Raw genomic sequence first — 24,745 nt, forward strand, 5'->3', positions numbered from 1 at the left:
TCAGCCCTTCCAGACCACGACGAGGGACACAAGCAGATCCTGGGCCACGACGGCCGGGAGCAAGACAGTCCAGCCGATCTCCATGAACCGATCCGGTCGCAGCAGCGGAAGTTTGCGCCGCGCCCACACCAGAACCGTCAGCACCAGCGCTGTCTTGACCAGCACCCACGCCCAGTCGGGCAGGACGGGCCCGGCACCACCGCCGAGGAAGAGCGGCACCGAGAACGCCGCCCCGGCGGTGAGGAACAGGTAGCGCCCGGCCTGCAGGACCAGCCGATCGACCCCCGAGAGTTCGGCCGTCACCCCGCCGACGATGTCCGCGGACAGGGCCGGGGCGAATGGACCCCATACAGAGAAGCCGGTCACGCCGATCAGGAAGACCAGGAACGCCACCGGCATCCACACCACAAACCACACGCCGTCCTGCGCGGCCGCGACGTCGCCCACCGCCAGACTGCCGGCGGCGATCGCCGGGGCCACCAATGCGAACATCAGCGGCAGCTCATAGGCCAGCCCGTGCGCGAGGAAGCGGTAACCGCCCACCAGACCGTGGATGGAGTTGGCGCCCCACCCCGCCAGCCAGACCAGGGCCCACACCATGACGTCGACGGCGTTGAACCACACGACTCCCACGTCGAGGTCCGCCAGTGTCCAGCGGCCCAGCGGGATCACGGCGATCATCAGGAACGCCCCGACCAGCATGCCCGCGCCGCCGATCCGCCACAGCAGGGTGTCCGCGGCGACCGTCGTGCGGCGACGCTGCCGCAACAGACGGGCCGCACGGGCCAGGGGAGTGGGCCCGCCACGACCGCCGCCCCGCGCCGGCGACGAGAGCACCCCGTCCAGCGCCACCGCGAACAACGCCAGCCCACACAGGATCACCCCGGCCAGCACGGCCCACCCACCGGACACGGTCGTCACCACGGTCTCAGACATGCCCCACCTCCCGGACGGCAGGATGCGAGCCCAGATCAAGGCTCGCCACCGCCAAGCGCACAGTGCCCAGCTCCAAACCGGTCACCAGGTCCGGCACCACCGCCCACGGCACAGTTAGTTTGTCCGCAGATTCCTGCGCTGAGCCGCCATCCGCCCGGTCCGGCGTTGCGCCGCCGACCTCGACGCGGATCCGTTCCAGTTGGGCCAGCAACCGGTCGTGGGCATCCCCGAGGCAGTGCCCCGGCAAGCCGTGGCGCTCCAGATCGGCCGGGCCGAGCGGCAGCACGCCCCGCAATGACCAGCGCAGCAGCCGCGACCTGCGAACCTTCCGGTGCAGACGCTCGACGGCGTCACGGGCGGCACCGGGATCGCCCGTCAGAATCCCGTCCCGGGCACGGCGGGCGCAGTCCGCCAGGTCTTCGGCACCGGCCAGTGCCAGCAGTGCCATGACCTGATCACATTGGGTCACCGTGGCAGACGCGTGGTCCGTGGGCCGACCGGGTGCTCCGGCCCTGTGCTCCGTCGCGTCGATCACCGAGGCGGTGGCGTCGACGACAACGTCCCCCTGTAGCGAGCAGTGCAGCACGAGCCCGGCCGGCCAGAACGGCAATACCGGACCGAGCGGCAGATGGAGAACATCCATCTCCAGGCCGTCGCGGTCCTCCCCGCCTTCGGCCAAGGGAATCCCGGCGGGAGCCATGTCCATATCCCCGTGGCCTTCATGGCCCTCGTGCCCGCCGTGGTCTGCGTGGCCCTCGTGGCCACCATGCCCGCCATGGTCTTCGTGGCCCTCGTGCGCCTGGCGATCCGCGTGCTCTTCGTGGTCCGAGTGTCCACCGTGGCCCTGGTGTTCCTCGTGTCCTTCGTGACCCACGTGCCCTTCGTGCCCTTCGCCATCAGCATTGTTCGCGTGATCGGACATCGAGGGCTCCTGCGCCCGTTCGCGGGCGTCGGTCCGGTGATGGGAAGTGTCGAGCAGGAGCGCAGTGGCATTGTCGAGGGCGGGAACCACCGCTCCGGGCGAGGCGATGCCGATGCGCACCCGAGGGCCGGGCATCTGCTCCCAGAGGCGGTTCGCCAGATCCGACAGCTCAGGGCCCGGCGCACCACACACGACGAGCACGTCCCCCTGAGCCGGACTACTGGCTATCCGCCACCCGCGACGGAGTAGCTGTTGCTCAAGCTCCATCCGAGTCGCCCACTGGCCCGGGGCCTCGACGACGAGCACCCGGGTGGCCTGGACGGCGAGGCGGGCGAGAAACGGGCTCAAGCCCATCGGAATGCGCCTTCTCGCCGTGCCCAGGCCACGGCGACTAGCAGGGCACCAAGGAACAGGAACATCTCCACCACCGCAGAGAGCCCCTTCTCGATCACCACCACGGCCCACGGGTACATAAAGAGCATCTCGACGTCGAAGGCCAGAAACACGATCGAGGCGAGGTACCAGCGTGCGTGGAACCGCGACAGGGCGTGCTCCTGCGGTGCCCACCCGGATTGGGCCGGCAGGACTGTCAACGGGTCGGAGGTAATGCTGGCCACGCGGTGGAGTGCATAGAAGAGAGCAACGACAGACAGCGCCACCAGAGCCACGGACACGATCCCTGAGGACATGACGGTCTCTCCCCTTTCTCGCGGTCGAACATCGAGGCCGGTCGCTGAGCGGTGGGAGTCACCTTAACGGATTACCGCGATCGATAATCTCGTTCCAGCTCGGCGGTCAGCCGTGACCGGGGCCGGCTCCGCAGAGCAGCAGGAAATGATGGGCGCTGTAGGGCACCGGCAGAGGGTGCTTTCAGGGGCCAGTCCGAAAACCGCGGTTCTCCGAGCCCGATCGACCAGCCTCGGGCAACGTGTCCTGGGGCGCCCACCTCGCTCCCTCGGTGCCAAGGTCAAGATCTCGTGAAGAAACCTGACGACTCGAATCATGTACCCACCGGGGGTATATGATTCTGGTGTGGGATCGCCCCACGGCGTTCGGCGAAAGGATTAAGACGATGACGGCCACCACATACCAAGTTCAGGGGATGACCTGCGGGCATTGCGTTTCATCCGTGAAAGCCGCTGTTGGTGCATTGCCCGGCGTGATCGGCGTCGAAGTCAACTTGCAGGCAGGAAGTATGACAACGACCGGAACCGCGACTACCCAGGCCGTATCCCAAGCCGTGGCCGACGCCGGATACGCGATAGTCTCCGCAGATCAGACGGTCGGTGTCTCCTTGCCCATGGCGAGTGGAACGGGTGGCTGCTGCTGCAGCTGACGGTTGGCCCATTTCGGCCCGATGACGCGATGAACCACGTTCTCGAGCGAACACAGCATTGGCCGGGTGGGCACCCTCGCTCACCCGGCGCTCGACTTCCAGCCGCAAGTCATTGAGAGATGTCCGGGTCGGCATGTGGCCCGCGCGCGTGTGGCCCATATGGTGGCGCCGAGGATGATGGGGGACATGAACTCTTCTGCCCGTGCGCTCGGAACGACAGAAGTCGCCGCACCGACGCCACGTCCGGCCACGGGCTTGCGGGCGATGGTTGTCGAGGACGAGCAGTCTTTGGCCGATGTCGTGGCCACCTACCTCGAACGCGAGGGCTTCGAGGTGACGATCTGCGGCGATGGTCTTCAGGCGGTGACACTGGCCCGGCAAATCGACCCAGACGTCATCGTCCTTGACCTTGGCCTGCCCGGGCTGGACGGGGTGGAGGTCTGTCGAAGCATTCACGGCGTTCATCATCGTGGCGTGGGGGTTGGCGGTGACCATCGCAGTGTTACTGGCGCTGCTGGTGAGTTGGTATCTCACCCGGAGAGTTCAACACTCCGTCACCGCCGTGACCTCCTCGACTGCCGAGATCGCCAGTGGACGCTACGACACGCGGGTCGTTAGCCCAGGCCTGGGCCGCGAGTTCGACGATCTCGCCGACAGTGTCAACGAACTCGCCCGACGGCTCGACGCCACCGAGACCACCAGACGCAGAATGCTGGCCGACCTCGGACACGAAATGCGCACACCCCTTGCCACACTCGACTCCTACCTCGAAGCCATCGACGACGGCATCCACACCTTCGACGACGACGTCCGAATCATTCTGTGGTCGGCTACTCGGCGGCTGGAGAGACTCGCCGCGGACATCGTCGACGTCTCCCGCGCGGAAGAACACCTCACCCGCCTTCGCCCCAGTCCGACCACTACTCGGACGCTGGTCACCCGTGCGGTCGACGCCGTCCGAGAACGATACGAGAACAAGGGAGTCCAGCTACACACCCACGTCGACGACGCACCGGTGACGGTGGACACCGACCGCATCGGACAAGTGCTGGGCAATCTCCTGGACAACGCACTTCGCCACACCCCCGCCGGCGGCACCGTCACCGTCATCAGCGGGCAGGTAGGGCGCCGCCACGTCGAGATCACCGTGTCGGATTCCGGCGAAGGAATCGCCCCACACCACCTCGACCACCTCTTTGACCGCTTCTACCGAGCCGACACCTCACGCGGCCGCCACAGCGGCGGCAGCGGTATCGGCCTGACCATCACTCGCGCACTCGTCGAAGCCCACGGAGGGCACATTCGAGCGCACAGCGACGGGCCCGGCCAAGGTGCGAGCTTTACTTCGAAATTCCAAAGCCGGACTAAAGACGACTCAGGTGGCCGCCGGGCCGAGGGGGTCAGGGGCGGTCATGCCAGTACGCCTGAGAATCCGTCGGTGGCGTCGAGGTAGCCGACATCGCGCAAGGCCGCCTCGAGAACCCGGACATACGGAAGATGCAGTTCGGTAGCCATGCCATCGATAGTCGCTCGGGCCGGCAGGCCGCGCAGACCGCGGGTGCGCCACAAGTACAGATTCTGGCGGGTGATCCCGATTCGGCGGGCCAGCTCGGCCTCACTGACGCCGTAGGTGTGCTTGTGAGCATCAATGAGCTCGACCAGGCGAGAGGTCTCCATAGTCCCGAGTATTCGCCTGCGCTGAGTATGTCGTCAAGTAGTAGTGGACGCTCTCGACAAGTACTATTTTACATAACGTCTGGTTATCGGTCTCGTTCGACGGCCGGCCGGAATGTGCGCGAGTTGGCTTGACATCATCAACGTGTCGGCGCGACTCCGTCGCTGGGGAGCAGTACTGGAGTCTGCGAGCGGAGACAAAGGGGCCCTTCCGGATCAAAAGTTCCGGATTCGCGCATTCGTACGTCATACCCCTGACTATCAGCGATGACAACCACTGCGGCGGAGGCATAGGACACTAAGGCGTTCGACCCAGGCCAGACTACGGGCCGGATGAAGGACCACGATCCTCTACCGCGGCCTCGATGTTCGAGGCTGAAACAACGGAACAATAGTGCCGGTGGGATCCATTCCGCGCAACGCCCGAAGTTCGGCATTCAATTCTGCGTTGACCGTCACTGCCGCCTGAGCTTGCCCAGGCTGTCGGAGGACATGATGATCCAACGCAGCTCGTCGTCACCCAGGGCGGCGATGGCGCGACGCCATGACGGGATGGTGATGCGGGCCGGCCGGTCCACCGTCACCAGGATCGTGCGGGCACCGCGCTCGCGCGCAATCGCCTTCGCTGCGGCCACCGCGACCAGCGTCTTACCGGTGCCCACGTCATTGGCCAGATGAACCTGCCGGAACCCGCGCTCGGCGGCCGTGGCGATCGCATCGACGTCCGCGCGCTGCTCCGGGCGCAGACTCATCGGCGCGGCGGTCGCACCCGGGCCCGTGCTGCCGTTGAGCTCGTCCTCCCGCCACCGCAGGTAGGAGTACGGCTTGCTGGCGTAGGGCTCCAGGGCGCTCGGCAGGGCAGTGCCGACGTACGCGTGAGCGGTGAGCGACTTGTAGTAGGTGACCCCGGCCGGCATCCCGCCGCCCAGCCCTCCCCACGGGAGTTCGAGGAGCCACACTCTCTGGCCGGGAGAGATCGACGGAACCGCCGGCGCCGCGCTGGGCTTCTTGGCCGGCTTCGCCCGGGCGGAGGTGGGCTTGCTCCTGGTCGTGGCCTTGCGCGAGCTCGTCTTGCGCTTGGTGGTTGCCTTGCGCGCGGACCGGGCCGCCATCAGGTGTCTGCCCTTTTGGGGGCGGCGATGAGGGCGGGTGAGTCCACTGAGTTCTCCTGGGTGGTCCTGGCAGGGTCGGGCTCACTCTAGGGGCCGGGTACGTCACCGACGGGGTCCGCTGGCGCGCACCCCGCCGGACCGCCGGACCGCCGGGGCGAACGTGGGTAGCCGAAGTAAGGCCACGCGTTCGGGACGAAGTCCATGACGATGACGACGACGCGGGCCCGCCGCGGCCAGGATCCTGGCTGAGGGTTGGTTCTTATTCACGCAGGCCGTGCCGGACCCGCAGGATTGGCATAGTTTCCCGACAGGGGTGATGAGTATGCAGAGCCGGGACGGTGAGGACGCAGTCAGGCTCGCGACACTTCGTGCAGCAGTCGAGCTGGGCTGGGATGACGTGGCGGCGGGCCGCTACGTGGATGTGGGCGACTCGGACCTTGACGACGCTATTGCCGACATCGGTGCACGAGCTGTGGCCGATGGTCGGTCATCTGGGTGACGGCGACATTCCGCCTCACGGTGCGCGCCGTTGAAAAGTCTGTCTGGTCTGCCGTTTCGACCCGGGCATGCTTGTGGTGGGCCGGGTTCTCCACGACGCGATGGACGTCGGCCAGCACATCGATCCTGCTCACGTGTGGAGCTGAGCGAAGGCAACTGGGGAGAGGTACGCGCCCGGAATGGACCACACCGGACGCGTACCCGGGCAGGCGGCGTACATAGGGGACGCGCAACCCGGGAGGGGGCGAAGGCCGGCCAGGCGGGGGCGGGGTGAGCGCCCCCGGCCCAGCCTCGGCCCGCCCTGTAGACCGACGTGGAACAATGGCCAGCGGTGCTGCGCCTCGCGGAGTGGTGCCGACCCAGACACGATCCACGAACTTCCCCCAAGGAGCACAGATGGCGCTTATCGAGCAGGTCGGAGCCCGGGAGATCCTCGATTCGCGAGGCAACCCCACCGTCGAGGTGGAGGTGCTTCTGGACGACGGCTCGTTCGGCCGCGCCGCCGTGCCCTCCGGCGCGTCGACCGGCGCCCACGAGGCCGTCGAGCTGCGTGACTCCGACGAGCGCTACCTGGGCAAGGGCGTCACCAAGGCCGTCGAGGCAGTCCTCGACGTGCTGGCCCCCGCCGTGATCGGCATCCCGGCCGAGGACCAGCGCCTCGTGGACGAGGCCCTCCTCGACGCCGATGGCACGCCCAACAAGTCGACCGTCGGCGCCAACGCCGTCCTGGGCGTCTCGCTGGCCGTGGCCCGCGCCGCCGCCGAGTCCGCCAACCTCGAGCTGTACCGCTTCATCGGCGGCTCCAACGCGCACGTTCTGCCGGTTCCGATGATGAACATCCTCAACGGTGGCGCCCACGCCGACTCGGGCGTCGACGTGCAGGAGTTCATGATCGCCCCCATCGGCGCCCCGACCTTCCGTGAGGCCCTGCGCATGGGCACCGAGGTCTACCACCACCTCAAGACCGTCATCAAGGACCGCGGCCTGTCGACCGGCCTGGGCGACGAGGGGGGGTTCGCCCCCTCCGTCGAGTCCACCACCGCCGCACTCGACCTCATCGTCGAGGCCATCGGCAAGGCCGGCTACAAGCTCGGCACCGACGTCGCCCTCGCGCTGGACGTCGCGGCCACCGAGTTCTTCAAGGGCGGCAAGTACCACTTCGAGGGCAAGCAGCTCTCCGCCGCCGAGATGGCCGACGTCTACGCCGAGCTCGTGGGCAAGTACGCGCTCGTCTCCATCGAGGACCCGCTCGACGAGGACGACTGGGACGGCTGGAAGACCCTCACCGACATGATCGGCGACAAGGTCCAGCTGGTCGGCGACGACCTCTTCGTCACCAACCCGCAGCGCCTGGCCGACGGCATCGAGAAGGGCCTCGCCAACGCCCTGCTGGTCAAGGTCAACCAGATCGGCACCCTCACCGAGACCCTGGACGCCGTGGACCTGGCCCACCGCAACCGCTACGCCTCGATGATGTCGCACCGCTCGGGCGAGACCGAGGACACGACCATCGCCGATCTCGCGGTGGCCTGCAACTGCGGCCAGATTAAGACCGGCGCCCCGGCCCGCTCGGAGCGCGTGGCCAAGTACAACCAGCTGCTGCGCATCGAGGAGATGCTCGGCGACGCCGCCCGGTACGCCGGCGCCGGAGCGTTCCCGCGCTTCAACGCCTGACGGCACCAACACCGCCCGTCGGCAGGTCACCGCTGACGGGCACGTAGTCGGAAAGGAAGGCGCATGGCCCGCCCGCCCCGCCCCTCGGACCGCCGGGGAGACGCTCGTGATCGTGCGGCGTCCCGGCGGCCCGGGGAGGCGTCGGGCGCGATCCGTCGCCGTACGAACGGGACGGGCCGTGGGACCGCCGCGGACCGGGGGAGCAGCACCGGCCTCGGCACCGGAGCGGGCGGCCGGGCCGGGGCCGACGGGCAGAGCGGTAGCCAGCCCGCCGACCCCACCCGCCGGGAGCCGACCCGCCGGCGGACGCCGAGCCGCGAACGGGACCGGCCCGTCCCGGCCTCTGCCCGCTCCGGCCGGGTCGGCACCACCGCGCATCCGGAGGCCCACCGCCTCACCACGCGCACGGACCTGTCCGACACCCTGCTGGGCCCGCGAAACTACACCCCGCGGCGGATCGGACTCCTCGCCGTCGTCGCCATCATCCTGCTCGTCACTGTGTCGTTCCCGCTGCGCAATCACTACCAGTTCCTGCGCGACGAGAAGACCGTGGCGCAGGAGCGGGCTGCGCTGGAGGCGACGATCGCCGAGCTCGAGGCTGAGGAGCAGATGCTCTCGGATCCGGCGTACATCGAGCAGCAGGCCCGCATCCGCTTTGGCGCCGTGAAGCCGGGGGAGACCCCGTACCGCGTGTCCATGGTCGACCCGATCGAGCAGGCCGTGGCCGAGCAGAAGGCGGCCGAACTGGCGGCGCAGCCATGGCAGACGCGCGTATGGAACTCCATCGCCGAGCCCGCCGACCCGATCATGCCGGAGGACTCGGCGGTGCTCGAGGGCACGTCCATCCCCGGTGGCCCCGACACCCCGCCGGTGCCGGTCGTGCCCGGCGTGCCCGGCGTCGACGACCCCGCCGCCCCCATCCCGGGCGGCGTCCAAGATCAACCACAGGAGGACCCCCCAGCGTGAGCGCCGAACAGAGCGTGTCCAGCGAAGACCTCGACGCGATCCAGGCCCAGCTGGGTCGGCCGCCGCGGGGCGTGCTGGAGGTGTCCTACCGCAGCCCCGACGGCCAGCCCGGGGTGGTCAAGACCGCGCCGCGGCTGGAGGACGGCACCCCGTTCCCCACGCTGTACTACCTCACCGATCCGCGGCTCACCGCCGAGGCGAGTCGGCAGGAGTCCGCGGGGATCATGAGGGGGATGACGACGAGGTTGGCCCAGGAGCCCGAGCTGGCCGCCAACTACGTGCAGGCCCACGAGCGGTTCCTCGCCAAGCGCAACGAGATCGAGGACCTGGGCACGGACTTCAGCGGTGGCGGCATGCCCGAGCGCGTCAAGTGCCTGCACGTGCTCATGGCGTACGCGCTGGCGGAGGGGCCGGGCGTGGTCTGGCTGGGCGACGAGTCCGTGGCGCTGGCTTGCGAGGCCGGGCTGCGCGGCACCGCTCTGCCGTCCGACTGGCCGACGCCCGAGGAGTTGGGCGTGCCCGACTACCTCGCGATGGACGAGCAGTGACCTCCGCCGGTTCGGGTGGCCCCGGCACGTCTCGGCCCGACGCCGTGCGCGTCGGGGCGGTGGACTGCGGCACCAACTCCATCCGCTTGCTGGTCGCCGAGGGCGTCCCCGGCCAGCCTAGGCTCACCGACGTCACCCGCGAGATGCGGATCATCCGGCTCGGCGAAGGCGTCGACGCGACCGGGCGGCTTTCGGACGGTGCGCTGTCTCGCTGCCGCACCGCCCTGACCGACTACGTGGCCACGATGGCCGAGCTCGGCGTGCAGTCGGTGCGGATGGTCGCGACCTCCGCGACACGCGATGCCCGCAACAAAGACGAGTTCTTCGGCATGACCGCCGAGGTGCTCGGCAAGCACTTCCCGGGCGCGCAGGCCGAGGTGATCTCCGGGCAGACCGAGGCCGAGTTGACCTTTGCCGGCGGGGTGTCCGACCTGCGGGCTGAGGACGGGCCGTTCGTAGTGACGGACCTCGGCGGAGGCTCTACGGAGATCGTGGTGGGCGAGTTCGTCCGCGGCGAGGTTCAGTTGTTAGGCGCCCGCAGCCTCGACGTGGGTTGCGTACGGCTCACCGAGCGGGTGCTGCACTCAGATCCGCCCACTGAGGCCGAGATCGCTGAGGCCAGGGCCGTGATCGCCGCCGCGTTGGCTGAGGCCGGTGACGTGCCGGTGGGCCGCGCTGCCCGTTGGGTGGGCGTGGCCGGCACGTTCACGACGCTCTCGGCATTGGCGCAGGGGCTGGGGGCGTACGACCCGCAGCGGATCCACGGCAGCGTGATTCCGCTGGAGCGGATGCGCGAGGTGTGCGGCCGCCTGGTGGCGTCGACGGTGACGGAGCGCCGCAGTCTGGGGCCGATGCACCCGGGTCGCGCGGACGTGATCGGCGGGGGCTCCATCGTGGTCCAGTCGCTGTGTGATGTGATGGCAGAGCGTGCGGGGTTGTCGGAGCTCACGGTGAGTGAGAAGGACATTCTGGACGGCATCGCGATGTCGGTGTTGACCCGCCTAGCCGGCTAGTCCGGCCCCTGGCGTCCTGCGCGCCACCCGGCCCCCGCGGCGGGGCCGGCAAGCCCCCATAGCCCAATTGGCAGAGGCAGACGGCTTAAAACCGTTTCAGTGTCGGTTCGAGTCCGACTGGGGGCACTTAGCTGAGCTGGTGAAGCCGGTGTAGCCAGAGTGACGCCACCCCAGAGGTGATCTTGCTATGCAGGGCGAGGGGGTCGAAAATGCGCGTCGCTTGAAGCGTTGTGGTCAGCGCTGCCAATATCTGTTCCGCGTTGCAGTCGGCTACGATCTCGGGCTTTTCGAAGTCCGGAAGCGTGAGGCCTTCCAGGTCTCTCGCAGGTTCAGCGCGTTTAAAGGATTCGAAGTCACGGAGGAACTCCTCGCGAAGCTCCACAGTGTCTTCCGGCGTGACTGACTGGCCAGTCAGTTCGTCGAACCTGTCAATGAACTTGGTGAGTGGTGAAAATGGGGAAGCTTCCACTTGCTCGTTTGGGCTATCGGCGTCGCTCTTCTCCGGGCGGAAAGTGAAGACAAGGTCTTCGGGGTCGATTTCGAGATGCTCGAAGAGCGATCTGATCAGTCGCATCTTGGCATCCGTCGAGCTTGAAGTATAGACGGCAAGGCTGGCGTCGACCTTTCGAAACTCCCGCGGAATCTCATCTGAGTCAGAGCCGATCACGATGTAGTTCAAACTCTCGTTGGCATGTTCGAGAATCTCCGGTCGGTACTGCTGTAGCAGCACCCAGAGGAGCCGGGGGAGCATGTCAGCCCACGATTCGACGGTCTCTTTGACGTCCCCGAACTCATAGGCCACGATCGTGCGTCCGCGGAAGGATTCATCTTCACCGAGGGACCGGGTCGGCAACACTGCTGCCGGCGGCTGAAAGTCTGTATGTGGGTATGACCAGTAGGTGCGAGCAATGGAGGAGAGCTGCCGTGTACGCTCCTCTAGTTCGGCAGGTCCCCAATTGTCGACTTCTTTGAGGTAGGAGTTGAGCCGGTAGGGCGAGTCCTCGAGCCCGTTGGCCATGGATTTCTTCCGCGCGAACGATGAGTTCGAATAAGACGGGTTATACCCGGTCACCGTGAGGTTTCCAATGCGGTGCAGCCAGGTCTGATGTATAACTTCCGCGTCCTCTCCCAGCTCTTGCTTCCAGGACTCCGTGAGCGTCTGGGGCATAATGTGTTCGATCGAGACGTTTCCGTTCTCCAATGCGCCAGCAATATCTCGTATGTCGTTCGAATCCCGATTCTCGAGGCAATCGAAGAGATACTGCTGGTATCTGCCCCGGAGAGCGTACGAGTTGCGAGTCGCGAACGCGGACAAGAACTCCTCGTCGTCGGGGAATCGGCCACTCCCATCTCGGCGCTGCAGCAGGTAGGTGAGAAGGTCAGGGTGTGCCTGATCAGCGGTGCGGAGACGCCGGGCTTCACCGTACAGAGAGGCAAAAATCTTGTTGAGAGCATTTGTGCCGATGCTGCATGTGATTCGACGGTACAGGTAGGACTCCAAGATGGAGATCACCTGAGCGAGCTCTGCATCAGTGGTGGTGCCGGCGTGAACTTCTCCCACCAGAGGCAGAAGATAGGGGAGGACAACATCACCTTTGATGGCGTTGAACCGGCGAAGACGTAAGTCGGTCTGAGGGAAGCCTGTATGCGCGTCCTGGATCGCCCTCGTGTACTTGGCGTACGTGTACATCTTTTCAAGGGTTTGCGCCATGTCGGAATGCGAGTCGGAGATGTACTTTCGGAACGCGTCGTACACCTCCTCCTTCTTCGGTGTTTTGCCTGTCACCGTGACGAGATACCAGCGGATAAACCAATCAGTACGGTGCCAGACGATCTTCTCGATTGGATTCCAGTAATCCTCGTACAGTCGCTGTTGCTCCCGGCGGGGCAAATCCATGAGGACGAGGTTTCTGATCTTGTCGCCTTCTGTCAGCGTGAGCCCAGTAGAGTTGAGACTCTCGAAGATTCGCTGAGGGTCATCGTGGGACTCGAGATCGCACAACATCACTTCAAGCCGGCAGACCGCGTCCCAGACTTCATCTCCGGAGAGTTCTGTTTCGCTGAGTCGCTCGAGAAAGTAGCGATAGTTGGCAGTGATGTTGGACGTCTCAATGTGGTCGGACGGTGATCCGAACAATTTGCGATAAGCTATATCGTCGTCCTTAACAGGTTTAAGCTTGACTTTGACCTGTCCATCGGCGTCGTCGTCGACTAGTAGGAAGTCGCGCTCGATTTTGGTGGGGATGGTTTTGTCGTTAAATGCGATATCGCCGTTCTTGGCGGATTTGACGAGCGCGAGAGTCAGGAGACTGACGGTGGTGAGTCTTTGTTGACCATCGATAACGATCCACTCGAAAGTGCCTTCTGGTTTTCCGACTACGGCACCAAAGAAGTGTTTGCGACGATCGAGCCTAATTAGCTCTTCAAGATCGTCGAACAGTCTGGCGCACTGGGGTATCGACCAGTCGTAGTTTCGCTGATACACGGGGATATGCAGCGTCTTGCTACGGCCTTCGTATACTTTGTAGATCTCGGTGGCACCCCGCACGGTGGTGTCCTTTCTTCCCGTCAGGCGGTCACAGGTTCAGCTTGTGCTTTCTAGAACCATGTCAGCGTGAGCTTCGGTTGTATATGACCTCATCTGATCCAAAAGTCGCAATGCGTCTTCGCGCTTGAGCACCTCGTGATGCCGATCGTTGAACGCACTGCGCAGGCACCCGAAACAGCTTGTCTCTAGGCCGCAGTCGCAGTTATCCACCCTACGGTGTGCTTCATCCAGCACTGCTGTGATGTTCTCGGTGATCTTCCGAGCTGCGCCTGCGCCGGCTGGGACGGTGTCGTAGAGGACAATCGACCGTGTCCGTTTGGACCAGGAGAGCGTCGCGTCTATGTCGTCTCTAGAGATCTCCAGGCCCTCCGATGCACCTTCCAGCAGGGAGTACATCAGAGAGAGCATGGCGTCCGGCCCCGCGTCGACGAGCCCCCTGGGGACGATCTCCGCAGTGTCCGTCTGATAACGGTGGCCCAGCGCGACCAGATCGAAGCTGCCTTTGCAGTCCGCCCCGGTGAGCGGATTCGTGTGGGCGGTGGAGCGGTCTCCCGAGTGCGGTTTGCCCCACCCGCAGTTGCTGCAGATGCGGAAGCCAGCCCCCATACCTTCGGAGAGGACCACCATTTGTGCTCGGACACCCGAGGTCGCAGTGGTGGAAGTGGTGCCCCCGATGAGCTCGACCTGGGAGATCGAATCGCCTGGGTACTCCACGTACGATGACCCGATAGTCCGCCGGGAAGGCGGAGCCGACCCGACAGCTTCTGGTTGCGGCTCGGCTACAAAACCCCACTCAGGGATGATGAAACGCCTGGTGGCCCTGCTGGTGAACTGGGTTTCACAGACGGGACAGTTCGTCTCAGCATTTTCGAGCGAGATCGCTGTCTGGAACGCCCCACAGTTGTGACATACGCGGTACTCGTGTCGAACGAACGCCTTGCCGGGCTTCTTGGCCACTGCTCGGGACGTCCACAGTTTTCCAGCCGCCACTACCTGGTTCCCGGGTGCATAGTCGAGAATTGCCAGCGCCAGATCGCGGTCAAGTTCGAGCTTTTGACCAGCGGGGTCGGGTGAATGATTGGTGCGGAGTCCAACTGTGTCGACCGGGAATCCGTACTTGGGCAGGATGTTCTTCTGGGCCAGCACTGCGAGCGTCTGGCGGCCTTCCACTGTGCGAAGGGTCCGCTCCAGAAGTCCGGCGAAGTTGTAGTTCCTTTCCGCCGCGGCCTTGTCTTGGAGCTCTGTGAGTTGTTTCCTCTCCAGGCGGAGCTCTTCGGCCACGGATCCGAACCGATCGATTAGGTGGTGCACCCAGCCGTGCGCGGCTACACCGAGCTCTTCGTGGAGCTCCTCGGGCACGACCCGCGCTACTGCATCCGCAATCCGGGAGGGGACCGGTGTGAGGAATGGTTCAATCTTCCGCCATGCTTCGTCCGACGGATCTTCCGCCGAGAGGAGGTCAACAACCCGCGGGAACTCCCGTCCGAATTCTTCAAACTGGCTCCGGAGGAACTCAGCCAGCACGATCGAGTGGATGTGCCGCCTGGCGATCCGCTCGTTATCTATCGGTACCCACGGAACGCGCATGACGCCGCTAATCATGTCCGTCGGGTCCTGGAAGCGCGCGAGGTCGCGTGGGCGGCGCTGGGCGTACGTGGTGACGAACGCTGCCGAGTCCGAACGCCGGCCCGCCCGCCCGGCACGCTGAACGTAGTTCGCTGTTCGCGGGGGCATATTTCGCATGACCACCGCTTGAAGGTCGCCCACGTCTACGCCGAGCTCGAAGGTGGTCGAGCAGGACAGCACGTTGATGTCGCCGCGGATGAACCGGTTCTGGATTTCCAAGGCCTCTGCGGCGGTCCATTGCGCTGTGTGTTCGCTGGCGGTCATGGGCGCGAGTGCCATGGACCGGTAGAGATGCCGGTAGTGGTTGTCTTCTTGGTCGAGGGACGGGACCGGGCTTGGTTCGAGCACCCCGTCGCAATTGAGAGTCGGGCACACGTCGAGGGCGTTGTGGGCAGTGAGGGAACGGCAGACCGAGCAACGCCACCACGGCGCCGAGTGCCCGGGCCGGAGTTCGATCATCCGGTGGTCGAGCTGGCTTGTTCCCACTGTTGGAGTGTTGTCCTTGAGCCAACCTAGGCCATTCCCGCGGCTGCCGGCCGGACCCAGGACTGTCCACAGCCTGTCCAAGAACGTACGGGCCTGGTCGCGTTTGTCGACCTTGGCCAGGACCCGTTCGAGGTAGTTGAGCCGCTTGTTTGTGCCACGGGTTGGAGCCCAGGCCAATTGCTTACGCCGGCGGTCAGAGCCATCGGATCGCATGGAGATCACCACGTTGCGCGGGGCGAAGAGCTCGTCGGTGGCGTCAACGCCATCGGGCATGGTGACCGCGCCCTGGCGTCGGACCATCGCCGCCAACTGCTGCAAGACAGCGCGCGCGCCATCTGTGTCAAGTGCCTTGACGAGGGGCGGCGGCAGAGGGGTGTCTTCTGGGAGCCGCATACTCACGTGGAGCAATCCCAGGCCTTCGAGCGATTGGCGGGTGTCCGTGCCGATGAGATCAGACATGAGCCACGTACCCACGGCTCGGTCGGTGTGGCGCTTGGAGTCTGTGGCCTCGAACAGGTGGGCATTGCGACCCACGGGCACGGCATCGGCCACTAGGTCGTCGATGGTAGCGGGCTCGTTTCGGTAGTACGGGGAGTCGATGGTCTGAGTGAGCAGGCGACGCTGGACCAGACGGGAGTAGGTGCCGTTGAGATAGGGAGCGGCATACGCGGCGGCCTGCCGTGAGTCGCTGAACATAAGGAGCTTGCGCCCCTGTCCGACCAGATCACGCGATTCGTCCCTGGCAATGGGAAGTTGCTGGTACAGGGACGTGGTGACGACTGCTGCGGGAGCATCGCTACCGAGATCGAGCCGCCGGATGAGATGGTTCTTCCTCGCACCGCAGTGAATGCAGGTGGACAGGCCGGCCTTACTGGTGTGGAGCGCGAAGATCGGCCGGATGGTGCCCTTGCCGCATCCGGAGTGACATGTGGTGACGGGGCTCTCCGAGAGATCGCCGCAGCCGGTGCACAGCCAGGTGGGTGTGGTGACGGGGACGTCGTCGTCGGCGGCCAGGACTGTGTCATCCTCGTCCACTACGACATCAGCGGAATCCAGCAGGGCAAACCACCTCGCCGAGTCCGAACGTCCGGTGACGGGGATTAAGCGCTCATCCTCGATCTGGCCAGCGAGGTGCACGGTTCCGCACGAGGTGCAGGTGGCGAACTCGAACATTGCCGCGTCGCAGGTGGGACATTCTTCGTGACGTGCCAGGGCCACGTGCGGTCCGGTCTCGGAAAGGCAGGCGAAGGCGCCCTCGGTGGCGCGGACGAAGAAGTGGTAGCGCGCGGACAGCACCGCGTGCCCGTTGTCCGCGAGCACGCGGCCGCCTAGCCGGACGAGAGTTTCGAGCAGTCGTTCGGAATCATCACGGCCCGGCCAGATCTGCTCGGCCAGGACACGGATGTCCACGGGGCCTTCGGCCAACGCGGTACGGAGTTCGACGATGTGGTGTTCGTGGTCCAGCGCCTGGCCAGCTGACGCCATGCCGGATAGGTCCACCAGGCGGGCTAGATCAGGACCTTCATCCTCCTCTTGCATGCCCCAGTCGTCGGTGGGGCCAGCGACCACCTCGAGGAGCTGCTCCGGGGTGAGCTTCCAGGTGGCTGCGTCCGGGGAGGTGATCTTCACCGCGTGGACCACGTCCTGCCGGGCGGGGTCCGAAGAGTATTCGAAGGCGGCATTGAACAGTTCTGAGGCGAAGGCGGTCACCTCGGAGGGTTCGCCGTCCAGGGACGCAGAAGTGGCGATGTACTGGAGACGTTCATAAGGGGCTACCCGATCCTTGAGACGGCGCAGCAGCATCCCCACCTCGGCGGCCTGGGCCCCGTCATACACGTGGGCCTCGTCGAGTGCGACGAATCGCCATGTCTGGGAACCGTGCGAGGCGAATAGCTCGATGTCTCGGGGCCGCAGGAGCAGGTACTCGAGCATGGCGTAGTTGGTGAGAAGGATATGTGGCGGGTCAGCCTGCATCTCCTCGCGGCTGAGTTTCTCGTTGGGTAGCAGCGGCTCACCGGGATGAAGCGATTGGAAGTGTCGCTGGGCATCCTTGGTCGTGTGCTTGGTCTCTCCGGTGTAGCGGCCGAATGTGATCTCTGGAATGTCGGCGAGAAGGGTCCGGAGCCGCTTGAGTTGATCGTTGGCGAGGGCGTTCATCGGATACAGCAGCAAGGCTCGGACACCGGGCCCCAGGGTGCCCGCCTCTTTCTCAGCCATGAGGTGGTTGAAGATCGGCAGCAGAAAGCTCTCCGTCTTCCCGGATCCGGTGCCGGTCGTCACCACGATGTTGCGTCCGGCCACCACCTTGCGGATCGCGCTTTCCTGGTGCGCGTATAGCGGCCTCTCCAGGGGCAGCGCGGGGCTGGAGAGTCGCGCGAAGGAGGGTTCCAGCACGCCCTCATTGATGAGATCGTTCAGCGACCGGCCCGGGGCGTAGGGCGGGGTCGTCTCAAGCAAAGGCCCCTTGGTGAGGTCGCGAGATCTACTCACCTGGCCCACGAACTCCTCGTGAAGGCTCGCGTCCTTGGGGTTAAGGATTGTGGTGAGGTACCGCTTGTACGTCGTCTCGATGTTTCGGGCGGTGATCAGCGGATCGAGGATGTCAGTCACGGTGCTCCTAGGTGGTGACAATCAGGTCCACGATGTCCTCGTCGGTCATCGAGTCGAATGCGGCGTACGGGTTGCGCTTACGGTCGGGCAGAGTCATGCGGGTGACCAGTGCCTCGGCCACGAGGAGATCAATCATCGTCTGCTCGGGCTCGCGGGCGGCAAACCATGCCCAAGCCGTATCGAGTCCAGGGGGCGGATCCAACCGGATCTCATCCATCGCTGCTAGTCGGGCGTAGAGACAGAAGGTCAGGCTGGCGAAGGGGGCGTTGGCCCACGGGTGTTGGTTCGTGACGTTCCCCAGTTTCAAGGTTCGTGCCTTTACCGCGCGCCACAGCACCCCGAAGCGCCGGACTTCGCTGAGGGGCTGAAAACGTCCTTCGAGTAGGACCCCGTAGAACTCACGCAGCTTGCCGGTCTCGGAGTCCTTGTTTACGAAGAGGTTCCGGTAAGCCTCGTACCGGGCGGCGGCATCGGTGAGACCACCGGGGACGAGCCGCTTGGCGTCCAGGAAGGCAGAGACCGCGTCAGGATGATCGCTTCGAAGAACCAGCTCGGCGTCAAGGGACGCCGAGATCGCCAACGGGTCGCTTCCGGTCTTGAGTATGTCGACCAACGCATGACCGCCAACACCACGAAGTCGATCCCGCAGGGCGATTCGGTCTTCCACGCTGGCTGCGGGAATGTCAGCGATGCTGATGAGCACATCCAGCCAGGGCTCAGAGGAGAGCGCGCTGCTCTTCGCGCGGGCAACGAGATCTTCTCGGCCGTAGGGCCGGAACGAGTGGAAGACCAAGCCGGAGCGAATGAAAAGCGCCAGCTTGTCGGAGGTGTCCAGCGGTGCGGCAGCTAGGGAGAGCGCTGCGCGTCGGGGCGTGTTACCGATCAGGCGGGACAGCTGATCGAACCGCTCGTCGTCCCTGCCCTCAAGACCTCGGGAGAGGAGGGCGAGCGCGGACCACACTTCGGGGCGTGTGGGGTCGATCCCGTCCGGGCCGACTTCTCCGAGGAGGAACTGGGACAGGGCGGCGGTGTTGGGGTCGGTGAAGGTGCCCGGACGGCCGATGCGGACACTATCCCGGGTCGGGAAAGGAGATGGAGGGACCGGATCCCAGTCGTCTTGCACAACGGGTGCTATTCGTAGGTCCCCGGCCTCTAGTGCAGAAGCGGGCAGGGCGGCCCGGCCGCGGACGAGCGGAACGGTGAGGGCCGGGCTCCAGGGGCGGGCGATCTTCCAGATGTGGACGGTCGTGTCCGAGTGGAGGTGACGGCCGCGGACGCGAATCTCGTCCCCTTCGACTGCGATCCTGACGTCGGCGCCGACGGTATTGAACCGGATGATGGGAGCCGTATAGGTGCCGTCGGCGTAGGAGAGACGAAGGATCACCAGTCCGGACTGTGCCTCGCGTGCGGCGCCAGCCAGGCGGTCGGCGGTCAGTGTGAGCACGCCGGCCCGGGATCGCGAGACGAGCTGTTCCTCTGCTCGGGCCGAGCCGGTGTGGTCACGGACCTCAGCGACGACGGGGACGTCCTCGGGCACCCCGCGGACGGCGAGGACGGCTCCGGTGAAGTCGTCGGGGCGTCGACCGATTTGGCGGTCGCTCCACGAGGGAACGCCACCGACCGGTGTCATCCGAAATTCCATTCGAGGAGGTCGGACGGTGAGCATCTCCGAGGCGGCGCCACGGCGGAGTCGGAGCGATCGTTTGGATATCTGGGGGCCGAAGTGCAGTTGAGGGTCCAGGATCACGAGTGCCGGGTCGTCGGACCAGGCCTCAGCGGTGACTCCGGTGAGGCCGTCGTCCTCGGGGATCCGCAACGGGTCGTCGTACTCGACCTTCAGGCCCTCAGCTACAAAGATGCTGGTCTCGAACCTCGCCCCGAAGGGCCCCGTGACCCGCACGTCGAAGCGTCCGAGTTGTTCGGGCTCCTCGTCGAACAGTGGAACCTCTCCGGCGTCCGGTGCTGCGTAATCGCCCTGAACCACCCATTCCCGCGCGCCTGCCCGCCGGTATTGGACTGACCACGTGGCCGCGGAGTCGGCTCCCAGGGCGGGCAAGCTGAGCCACGGACGGGAGTGGAGGACGGGAAGCTTTTCGCTGAACACGCCGGGGAGGACCGGCAGCGGATCGTCGGGCTCGTCGAACAAGCTGGGAAGAGCCTGGCTTCCCACCCGATGGTCACGCACCTCATCCTGGGCGGTCCGGGTTCGCAGGGAGGTGGTCTCGGTGAGATCCCACTGGTTGATCGTCCAGCCGTCCCAGCCCAGTGGGGTGCCGAAGTCTGCGATGACCCGTGGGGCGTGAGGATGTTCGCCAACGACTGTGAGATCCCCGGGCATCACCGCGAGCACCTCTGACCTGGGCAGCCGCGCGGTGTCCGGGATGTGTTCGCCCTGGGTGGTGAACAGGATGAGTGGTTTGGCGGCGTCGTAGAGACGCAGCTCGATCGGATGCGCCAGGGACGGGTGGGTGACGACGATTCTTCTGGTGGGGTGCTCGACGGGCACCTCCACTGATCGGTCGCTGCTGAACTTCTCGGCGGCCACACGCACGACATGCGTGTCCAGGGTGATGGTCCACGGCGCCGAGGTGTGGCTCGAGGGGGCCGGGATTCGCACCACCATGGAGTCGTCGGCCTCCAGGTGGAGGGTCGGAGACAGGCGTGTGCGCCGGCGTTGCGAGCGAACCGAGTCGGAGACGTCCGCGTGGTGAAGCGCCTCCCGGAGAGGCTCGATGAGCAACTCCGGAAGGAATGTCTGCGTGGTGGTGAGTGTGGCGGCATCGACGGCTGGGTTCTCCGCGATCTCGGCCACGATGCGGGTCATCTCGTCCAGGAGTTCGGATCCGCGCTCCCCGCTGTATCGGACGAAATCACGAGTGGGGTAGTCCAGTTGCTCAAAGACGTGCTCTTGACCCGGTTGCCGAACCCAATCACTGAAGGGTTGGGTGTCGCGGGAGGAGACGGATCCGATGTAGGTGGTGAGTACTTCGACGACGCGGCTGGCGCTGGATGCGGGGATACCGGCGTGTACCGCAAGCCGCTGGACATGTCTGGACTTGGACAAGCCCTTGATCGGGTCCAGGTCGAATCGCTGTAGGAGCGGGATGATGAGCTGTCTGAGCGCGTTCTCGTCGGTGTGATTCCGCTCGGTGCATAGACGCTCCCAGAACCGGTCCCAGTAGGCGTTGTCCTCCAGACCCACCGAAGCCATACCCACCATCGACATGAGCGTGGCGGCGGGGAAGTGGTGGGCGATTTGGGCGACCGTCGTGCCCCGTCCACGGGACAGACGGAACCGGTCTCCGTACACGTCCAGGAGCACGTCGAGCTCCAGTGCCGACAGGTCGGAATCGATGGCGAGGGTGGCGTTGGTTAGCCGCCGGCGAAGAGCGTTCTCCCACGCATCGAGACCATCGTCTGAGGTCAGCCCGATTCCTGGACGGCCCTCGACCGCTCCGGTTCCGTCAACTTCATCCTGATCGCGCGTGCCTGACTCGTCGGCGCCCGGCTCGGACTCCACCGGCGCGGTGTGGGGCGGGGGAGACGCGTCTGAATGCTCGCCGGCGAGCGGGGTTTCCGGGACTGCGGCGTCTCGCGTGGCGGGCGTGACGTCCGCCGTGTGGCCGGGCTTGTCATCACTGGGCGCGTCATCCCCTGTGAGGTCGCCGACCTCGGGCACGAGCAGCGCGGCGGCCTGGGCCAGAGTCACGTCGAGCAGCCCCAGCGGCCTGCGTAGCTGCGGATGTGTGGACAGCGCGTCTCCGCCGTCCGGCGAGACCAGTGTGTCGAGCCAGTGCTGCATCTCCGGGGAGGCGGCGGCCTGTCGCGCTTCGGTGATCGCGGCGTCGAGAATGGTGCTCAGATCGTCCTGGAACTCGCGGCTGACATAGTCGTTCGCCGCCTCGACGTCGCCGCCTTTCAAGCGGATGTCGATGAGGGCGTAGAACCGCTCGGGCGCGAGTGCGAACACCGCGCTGCTCACCGCGCGCAGGACCGGGTCCCGGGGCCACGAGGGGTCCGAGACTGCGCCCGCAGCAGCATTGACCTGTGCGAGGGTCCGGTGTAGTCGGCGTCCATCTGCCCGCGACAGGGGCGTGGTCACGTCTGCGGAAGGCCGGATGGCCAGCGTCGCGAATGTGACCGGTTGTTGTCCGGCGCCGAGGACGAGACCGAACTGCGCGGGGATCAGCGGGTAGAGCTCGCCCAGTGCGGCATCGCTCGCGCCCCGAAAGGCCGAGGCGATTTCGAGAATCGTCTCGACTCGATCCTCCGGTGAGGTCTCGGCGACGGGAGTGTCGCCGGAGACGGGCACCTGGTCGGCGACCAGATCCCACTGGGGGAAGGCACTCCTCCACGTGGTGGAGGGAGCGGGCTGCGCGCCTGTCACGAAGCGATCTCCTCCTCGGCGATCGACGGCAGTAGCGTCGAGGGGGTCTCCCCGGTGGTCACGACCAGTTGGTCACGGGCGCGCGATGCCGCCACATACAGCAGCGAGCGCTCCCGGCGACGGAGGTGTTCCAGGTCCTCCGCGGTCAGGCCGTGGCGGGCCTGGGCCGGGACGGTCCCCTCGGTGATGCGGGCGAGCACTACGTGGGTGAACTCCATCCCCTTGGACGAGTGCATGGTGGTGACGTGGACACCGGGTCCCTCGCCGGAGCTGATGTCGATGCCCCGGGATTCGAGACCGTCGATGATGCGGTCCACGTCGCGCCGGTTGTGGGTGAGGACGCCGATCGAAGCCTTCTCGTCGTCTGTCAGCCAGGCCCGGATGTGCTCCTCGGCGATGTCGAGTTCGCCTCCCAGCGTGGGGGCCTTCCCGACCCGGGGGGCGGGCCCGCTGCGGGCGGACCGGTAGCCGCCCACGCTGTCGGCTTCACCTTCCACGTCCACGAACGTTTCGCCCTCGAGGATTCCCATCGCGAATCCCAGATTCTCCGCGGTGGTGCGGTAGTTGAGGGTGAGCTTGGTGGCGCGGCCACGGATGTTGATCCCGAAACGGGACAGCACGATCGGTCGGCCGTAGATCCGCTGGTGGCCGTCCTCGGCGATGAACAGGTCGTTCGGCCCGTCGTGCACCAGAGCACGGAGAAGCTTCCAGTGCCCCACGTGGAAGTCCTGCGCCTCATCCACCACGACATGATCGAGGAGGCGACCGCCGCCGGCGTCGGCCACACTGTCGAGCACGGCGGCGGCGAGGGACCCGAGGACGGGCCACGTGTACTTGTTCTCGCGCCGGGCGATCGCCAGGTACAGCTCGATGACCGACCACACGGCCGTGCGCGCCTTGCGGTTGAGGGCCGTGCCACGTCCTGCCCGGTCGGCTTTGAGGTAGTCGGCTTTAGTGGTGATCTTCCTGGCCAGCACCACCGTCTGGAATTCCCCGGTGAGGAACTCAGGGGTGGCCGCCCCTCCTTCGGGACGTAAGGGGGCGCGCTCGATGGCCTCGAACCACATCTCCCTGTCGTCGTGATCGCCGGCGGCGCCGGGGACCGAGCTGAGTGATTCGCCCAGGATCGTGTGGGACGCGCTGGCCAACTGGGAGTCCGTCGCCCGGTTGAGCACCGCCATCGTGGTCTGGTCGATGCCGGCCACGCAGACTCCCGGCTGGCCGGGGGTGGACGCCCGGGGCAGATCGGCGTCCAGGATCTTCAGCTGGCGCGACAAGGAGGAGGCGAGCACCCGGGTGAACGTGGTGAGCAGCACGCGGGGCGGCTGATCGCCCTGGGTGGCCTCCGGCGGTGCGCCCTCGAGGGAGCGCCTGACCAGGGCTCGCGTGCGGTGAAGCGCCACCACGGTCTTGCCGGTCCCGGCGCCTCCGGAGACGCGCCACGACCCGTTGCGGTAGCGGTTGGCCAGCACCTGCTGGGTGGGGTGCAGGAAAGTGGTCCAGGCCTGGAAGTCGCCGCTCTCGATGATCTCGCGCATCACATCGGTGGAGTCGTCGCCGCTGCCCAGATAGGTGAACTGCATGCGGGCGGCCGGAGTGGTCACCGCACGGATGAACTCGTCGGCCTCGTCCTGTCCGTCACCTGCCCCGGTCCCGTCGAGCCCGAGCTCGCGGCGCACGTCGTCGATGGTGAAGTCGACCGCCAGCCCCAGCAAGGCGTCCCGCTCCCAGGGGGCGGCATGCTCGAGCAGCTCCTCCAGCGCGGACAGGGTGGGCGCTGCCAGGGCCGGGGTCGAGACGGCGGGGTCGATACCCAGTTCCCGCTCGAGAACTTCCACGGTGATGCCGTTGTCCGCGAATGCGGGAGCGGAGTCCTCGGCCACGGCGACGGTGGGTGTGGCGTCGGAGGCGGGATCCTCGTCCGGAGCGGCAACCGGCGTGGCACCCGGGGCGGCGTCGTCGCCTGGCGTGGGCCCGTGGTCGAGCCCACCGGCGGTGGCCTGGGCAGCCTTGTGCTGCGCGGCCTCGGCTTGTTCCTGCTTCCTGCGCTCGGCGGCGATCTTGGCGTCCAGCTCGGCTGCCTGCTCACGGACCAGGGTCAGCACGCCGTTGACGGGGTTGACCCGCAGCTGCATGGTGGCCGCTACGTCGTAAGCCTCGTCGTGCTGGTAGGTGCCCACGTAGACGTAGTGGGTCTCGGCCCCGCCGTCGATCCGGAACACCAGGGCGCGGAAGCCGTCGTTGACCCGCACCGACCGGATGCGCTCGTCCACGGCGTTCTTGATGGGTTCGACGTGCGCCCCGACGGAGGTGTCGTCGTCCTGGAGCTTGGAGAGCATGTCGAACACGCGCTTGCGTAGAGAACCGTCGAGGTTCTCCTTCTTGTTGATCAGCGTGATGGTGGCCATC

The 24,745-nt window shown here is 66.0% G+C and carries 15 protein-coding genes, 1 tRNA gene and 2 pseudogenes; 9 read left to right on the plus strand and 9 right to left on the minus strand.

All coding sequences use genetic code 11. The features are described 5' to 3' along the window. Both H483_RS26915 and H483_RS26920 read right to left on the minus strand, forming a co-directional pair. On the minus strand, positions 1 to 936 hold the full coding sequence (locus H483_RS26915; protein ID WP_017836399.1) for a complex I subunit 1 family protein: 936 nt from the start codon (positions 934 to 936) through the stop codon (positions 1 to 3). After that, positions 929 to 1,636, minus strand: a complete 708-nt coding sequence (locus H483_RS26920) for a hypothetical protein (RefSeq protein WP_223210110.1) — start codon at positions 1,634 to 1,636, stop codon at positions 929 to 931. The genes H483_RS26915 and H483_RS26920 overlap by 8 nt, the downstream gene beginning before the upstream one ends. A 21-nt stretch (positions 1,637 to 1,657) precedes the next feature. Here H483_RS26920 and H483_RS26925 point away from each other — a divergent pair, with 21 nt between their 5' ends. Next, positions 1,658 to 2,107 (plus strand): hypothetical protein, encoded by a 450-nt coding sequence (locus tag H483_RS26925; RefSeq protein ID WP_187352317.1) that lies wholly within the window; start codon positions 1,658 to 1,660, stop codon positions 2,105 to 2,107. Positions 2,108 to 2,202: 95 nt separating this feature from the next. On the opposite strand, the gene H483_RS26930 is transcribed toward H483_RS26925, so the two are convergent. Continuing rightward, a complete protein-coding gene (locus tag H483_RS26930; RefSeq protein ID WP_007626392.1) occupies positions 2,203 to 2,547 on the minus strand; it encodes an NADH-quinone oxidoreductase subunit A in 345 nt (114 codons plus the stop codon). A gap of 413 nt (positions 2,548 to 2,960) precedes the next feature. Between H483_RS26930 and H483_RS38525 the strand changes: the two genes are divergently transcribed. The 3 genes and pseudogenes from H483_RS38525 to H483_RS26935 form a co-directional block, all read left to right on the plus strand. Further along, positions 2,961 to 3,194: a heavy-metal-associated domain-containing protein gene (locus H483_RS38525; RefSeq protein WP_235027278.1), complete on the plus strand. Its 234-nt coding sequence runs from the start codon at positions 2,961 to 2,963 to the stop codon at positions 3,192 to 3,194. A gap of 264 nt (positions 3,195 to 3,458) precedes the next feature. After that, positions 3,459 to 3,647, plus strand: a pseudogene (locus H483_RS38530) (response regulator); the annotation flags it as partial. Beyond that, a pseudogene (locus H483_RS26935) lies at positions 3,640 to 4,539 on the plus strand (sensor histidine kinase); the annotation flags it as partial. The pseudogenes H483_RS38530 and H483_RS26935, both read left to right, overlap by 8 nt. Before the next feature lie 65 nt (positions 4,540 to 4,604). Here H483_RS26935 and H483_RS26940 read toward each other — a convergent pair. Further along, on the minus strand, positions 4,605 to 4,871 hold the full coding sequence (locus H483_RS26940; RefSeq protein ID WP_017836402.1) for a hypothetical protein: 267 nt from the start codon (positions 4,869 to 4,871) through the stop codon (positions 4,605 to 4,607). Between the two features lie 452 nt (positions 4,872 to 5,323). After that, positions 5,324 to 5,980, minus strand: coding sequence for a DEAD/DEAH box helicase family protein (locus H483_RS26945; protein ID WP_238556253.1), 657 nt, complete (start codon positions 5,978 to 5,980; stop codon positions 5,324 to 5,326). A gap of 894 nt (positions 5,981 to 6,874) precedes the next feature. Here H483_RS26945 and eno point away from each other — a divergent pair. From eno to H483_RS26970, 5 genes are all read left to right on the plus strand, one after another. Further along, a complete protein-coding gene (eno, locus tag H483_RS26950) occupies positions 6,875 to 8,152 on the plus strand; it encodes a phosphopyruvate hydratase (protein ID WP_017836405.1) in 1,278 nt (425 codons plus the stop codon). 63 nt (positions 8,153 to 8,215) lie between these two features. Continuing rightward, positions 8,216 to 9,118, plus strand: a complete 903-nt coding sequence (locus H483_RS26955) for a septum formation initiator family protein (protein WP_017836406.1) — start codon at positions 8,216 to 8,218, stop codon at positions 9,116 to 9,118. After that, positions 9,115 to 9,666, plus strand: a complete 552-nt coding sequence (locus H483_RS26960; protein ID WP_017836407.1) for a DUF501 domain-containing protein — start codon at positions 9,115 to 9,117, stop codon at positions 9,664 to 9,666. Before H483_RS26955 ends, H483_RS26960 begins: the two co-directional genes overlap by 4 nt. Beyond that, positions 9,663 to 10,679 (plus strand): Ppx/GppA phosphatase family protein, encoded by a 1,017-nt coding sequence (locus H483_RS26965; RefSeq protein ID WP_017836408.1) that lies wholly within the window; start codon positions 9,663 to 9,665, stop codon positions 10,677 to 10,679. Before H483_RS26960 ends, H483_RS26965 begins: the two co-directional genes overlap by 4 nt. A gap of 52 nt (positions 10,680 to 10,731) precedes the next feature. Further along, positions 10,732 to 10,805 (plus strand) — tRNA-Leu (locus tag H483_RS26970). 1 nt (position 10,806) lies between these two features. On the opposite strand, the gene H483_RS26975 is transcribed toward H483_RS26970, so the two are convergent. Genes H483_RS26975 through H483_RS26990 form a run of 4 tightly spaced genes read right to left on the minus strand, consistent with a single transcriptional unit; the run spans position 10,807 to position 24,744 of the window. Continuing rightward, positions 10,807 to 13,227, minus strand: coding sequence for a DUF262 domain-containing protein (locus H483_RS26975; RefSeq protein WP_017836409.1), 2,421 nt, complete (start codon positions 13,225 to 13,227; stop codon positions 10,807 to 10,809). 36 nt (positions 13,228 to 13,263) lie between these two features. Beyond that, entirely contained in the window at positions 13,264 to 17,949 is a 4,686-nt protein-coding gene (locus H483_RS26980) for a DEAD/DEAH box helicase (RefSeq protein ID WP_017836410.1), read from the minus strand. 7 nt (positions 17,950 to 17,956) lie between these two features. Next, entirely contained in the window at positions 17,957 to 22,336 is a 4,380-nt protein-coding gene (locus H483_RS26985) for a hypothetical protein (protein ID WP_017836411.1), read from the minus strand. Further along, positions 22,333 to 24,744: a 3'-5' exonuclease gene (locus tag H483_RS26990; RefSeq protein ID WP_017836412.1), complete on the minus strand. Its 2,412-nt coding sequence runs from the start codon at positions 24,742 to 24,744 to the stop codon at positions 22,333 to 22,335. Before H483_RS26990 ends, H483_RS26985 begins: the two co-directional genes overlap by 4 nt. Position 24,745 lies beyond the last annotated feature (1 nt).

Origin of the sequence: Dietzia sp. UCD-THP (genome assembly GCF_000349585.1) — a bacterium.
GTDB lineage: Bacteria > Actinomycetota > Actinomycetes > Mycobacteriales > Mycobacteriaceae > Dietzia > Dietzia natronolimnaea_A.

Excerpts from the sequence above, each read along its gene's own strand:
- H483_RS26915 (WP_017836399.1), bottom strand. The coding sequence starts at position 936 with ATGTCTGAGACCGTGGTGACGACCGTGTCCGGTGGGTGGGCCGTGCTG.
- H483_RS26920 (WP_223210110.1), bottom strand. The coding sequence starts at position 1,636 with ATGGCTCCCGCCGGGATTCCCTTGGCCGAAGGCGGGGAGGACCGCGAC.
- H483_RS26925 (WP_187352317.1), top strand. The coding sequence starts at position 1,658 with ATGGCCCTCGTGCCCGCCGTGGTCTGCGTGGCCCTCGTGGCCACCATG.
- H483_RS26930 (WP_007626392.1), bottom strand. The coding sequence starts at position 2,547 with ATGTCCTCAGGGATCGTGTCCGTGGCTCTGGTGGCGCTGTCTGTCGTT.
- H483_RS38525 (WP_235027278.1), top strand. The coding sequence starts at position 2,961 with ATGACCTGCGGGCATTGCGTTTCATCCGTGAAAGCCGCTGTTGGTGCA.
- H483_RS26940 (WP_017836402.1), bottom strand. The coding sequence starts at position 4,871 with ATGGAGACCTCTCGCCTGGTCGAGCTCATTGATGCTCACAAGCACACC.
- H483_RS26945 (WP_238556253.1), bottom strand. The coding sequence starts at position 5,980 with ATGGCGGCCCGGTCCGCGCGCAAGGCAACCACCAAGCGCAAGACGAGC.
- eno (WP_017836405.1), top strand. The coding sequence starts at position 6,875 with ATGGCGCTTATCGAGCAGGTCGGAGCCCGGGAGATCCTCGATTCGCGA.
- H483_RS26955 (WP_017836406.1), top strand. The coding sequence starts at position 8,216 with ATGGCCCGCCCGCCCCGCCCCTCGGACCGCCGGGGAGACGCTCGTGAT.
- H483_RS26990 (WP_017836412.1), bottom strand. The coding sequence starts at position 24,744 with ATGGCCACCATCACGCTGATCAACAAGAAGGAGAACCTCGACGGTTCT.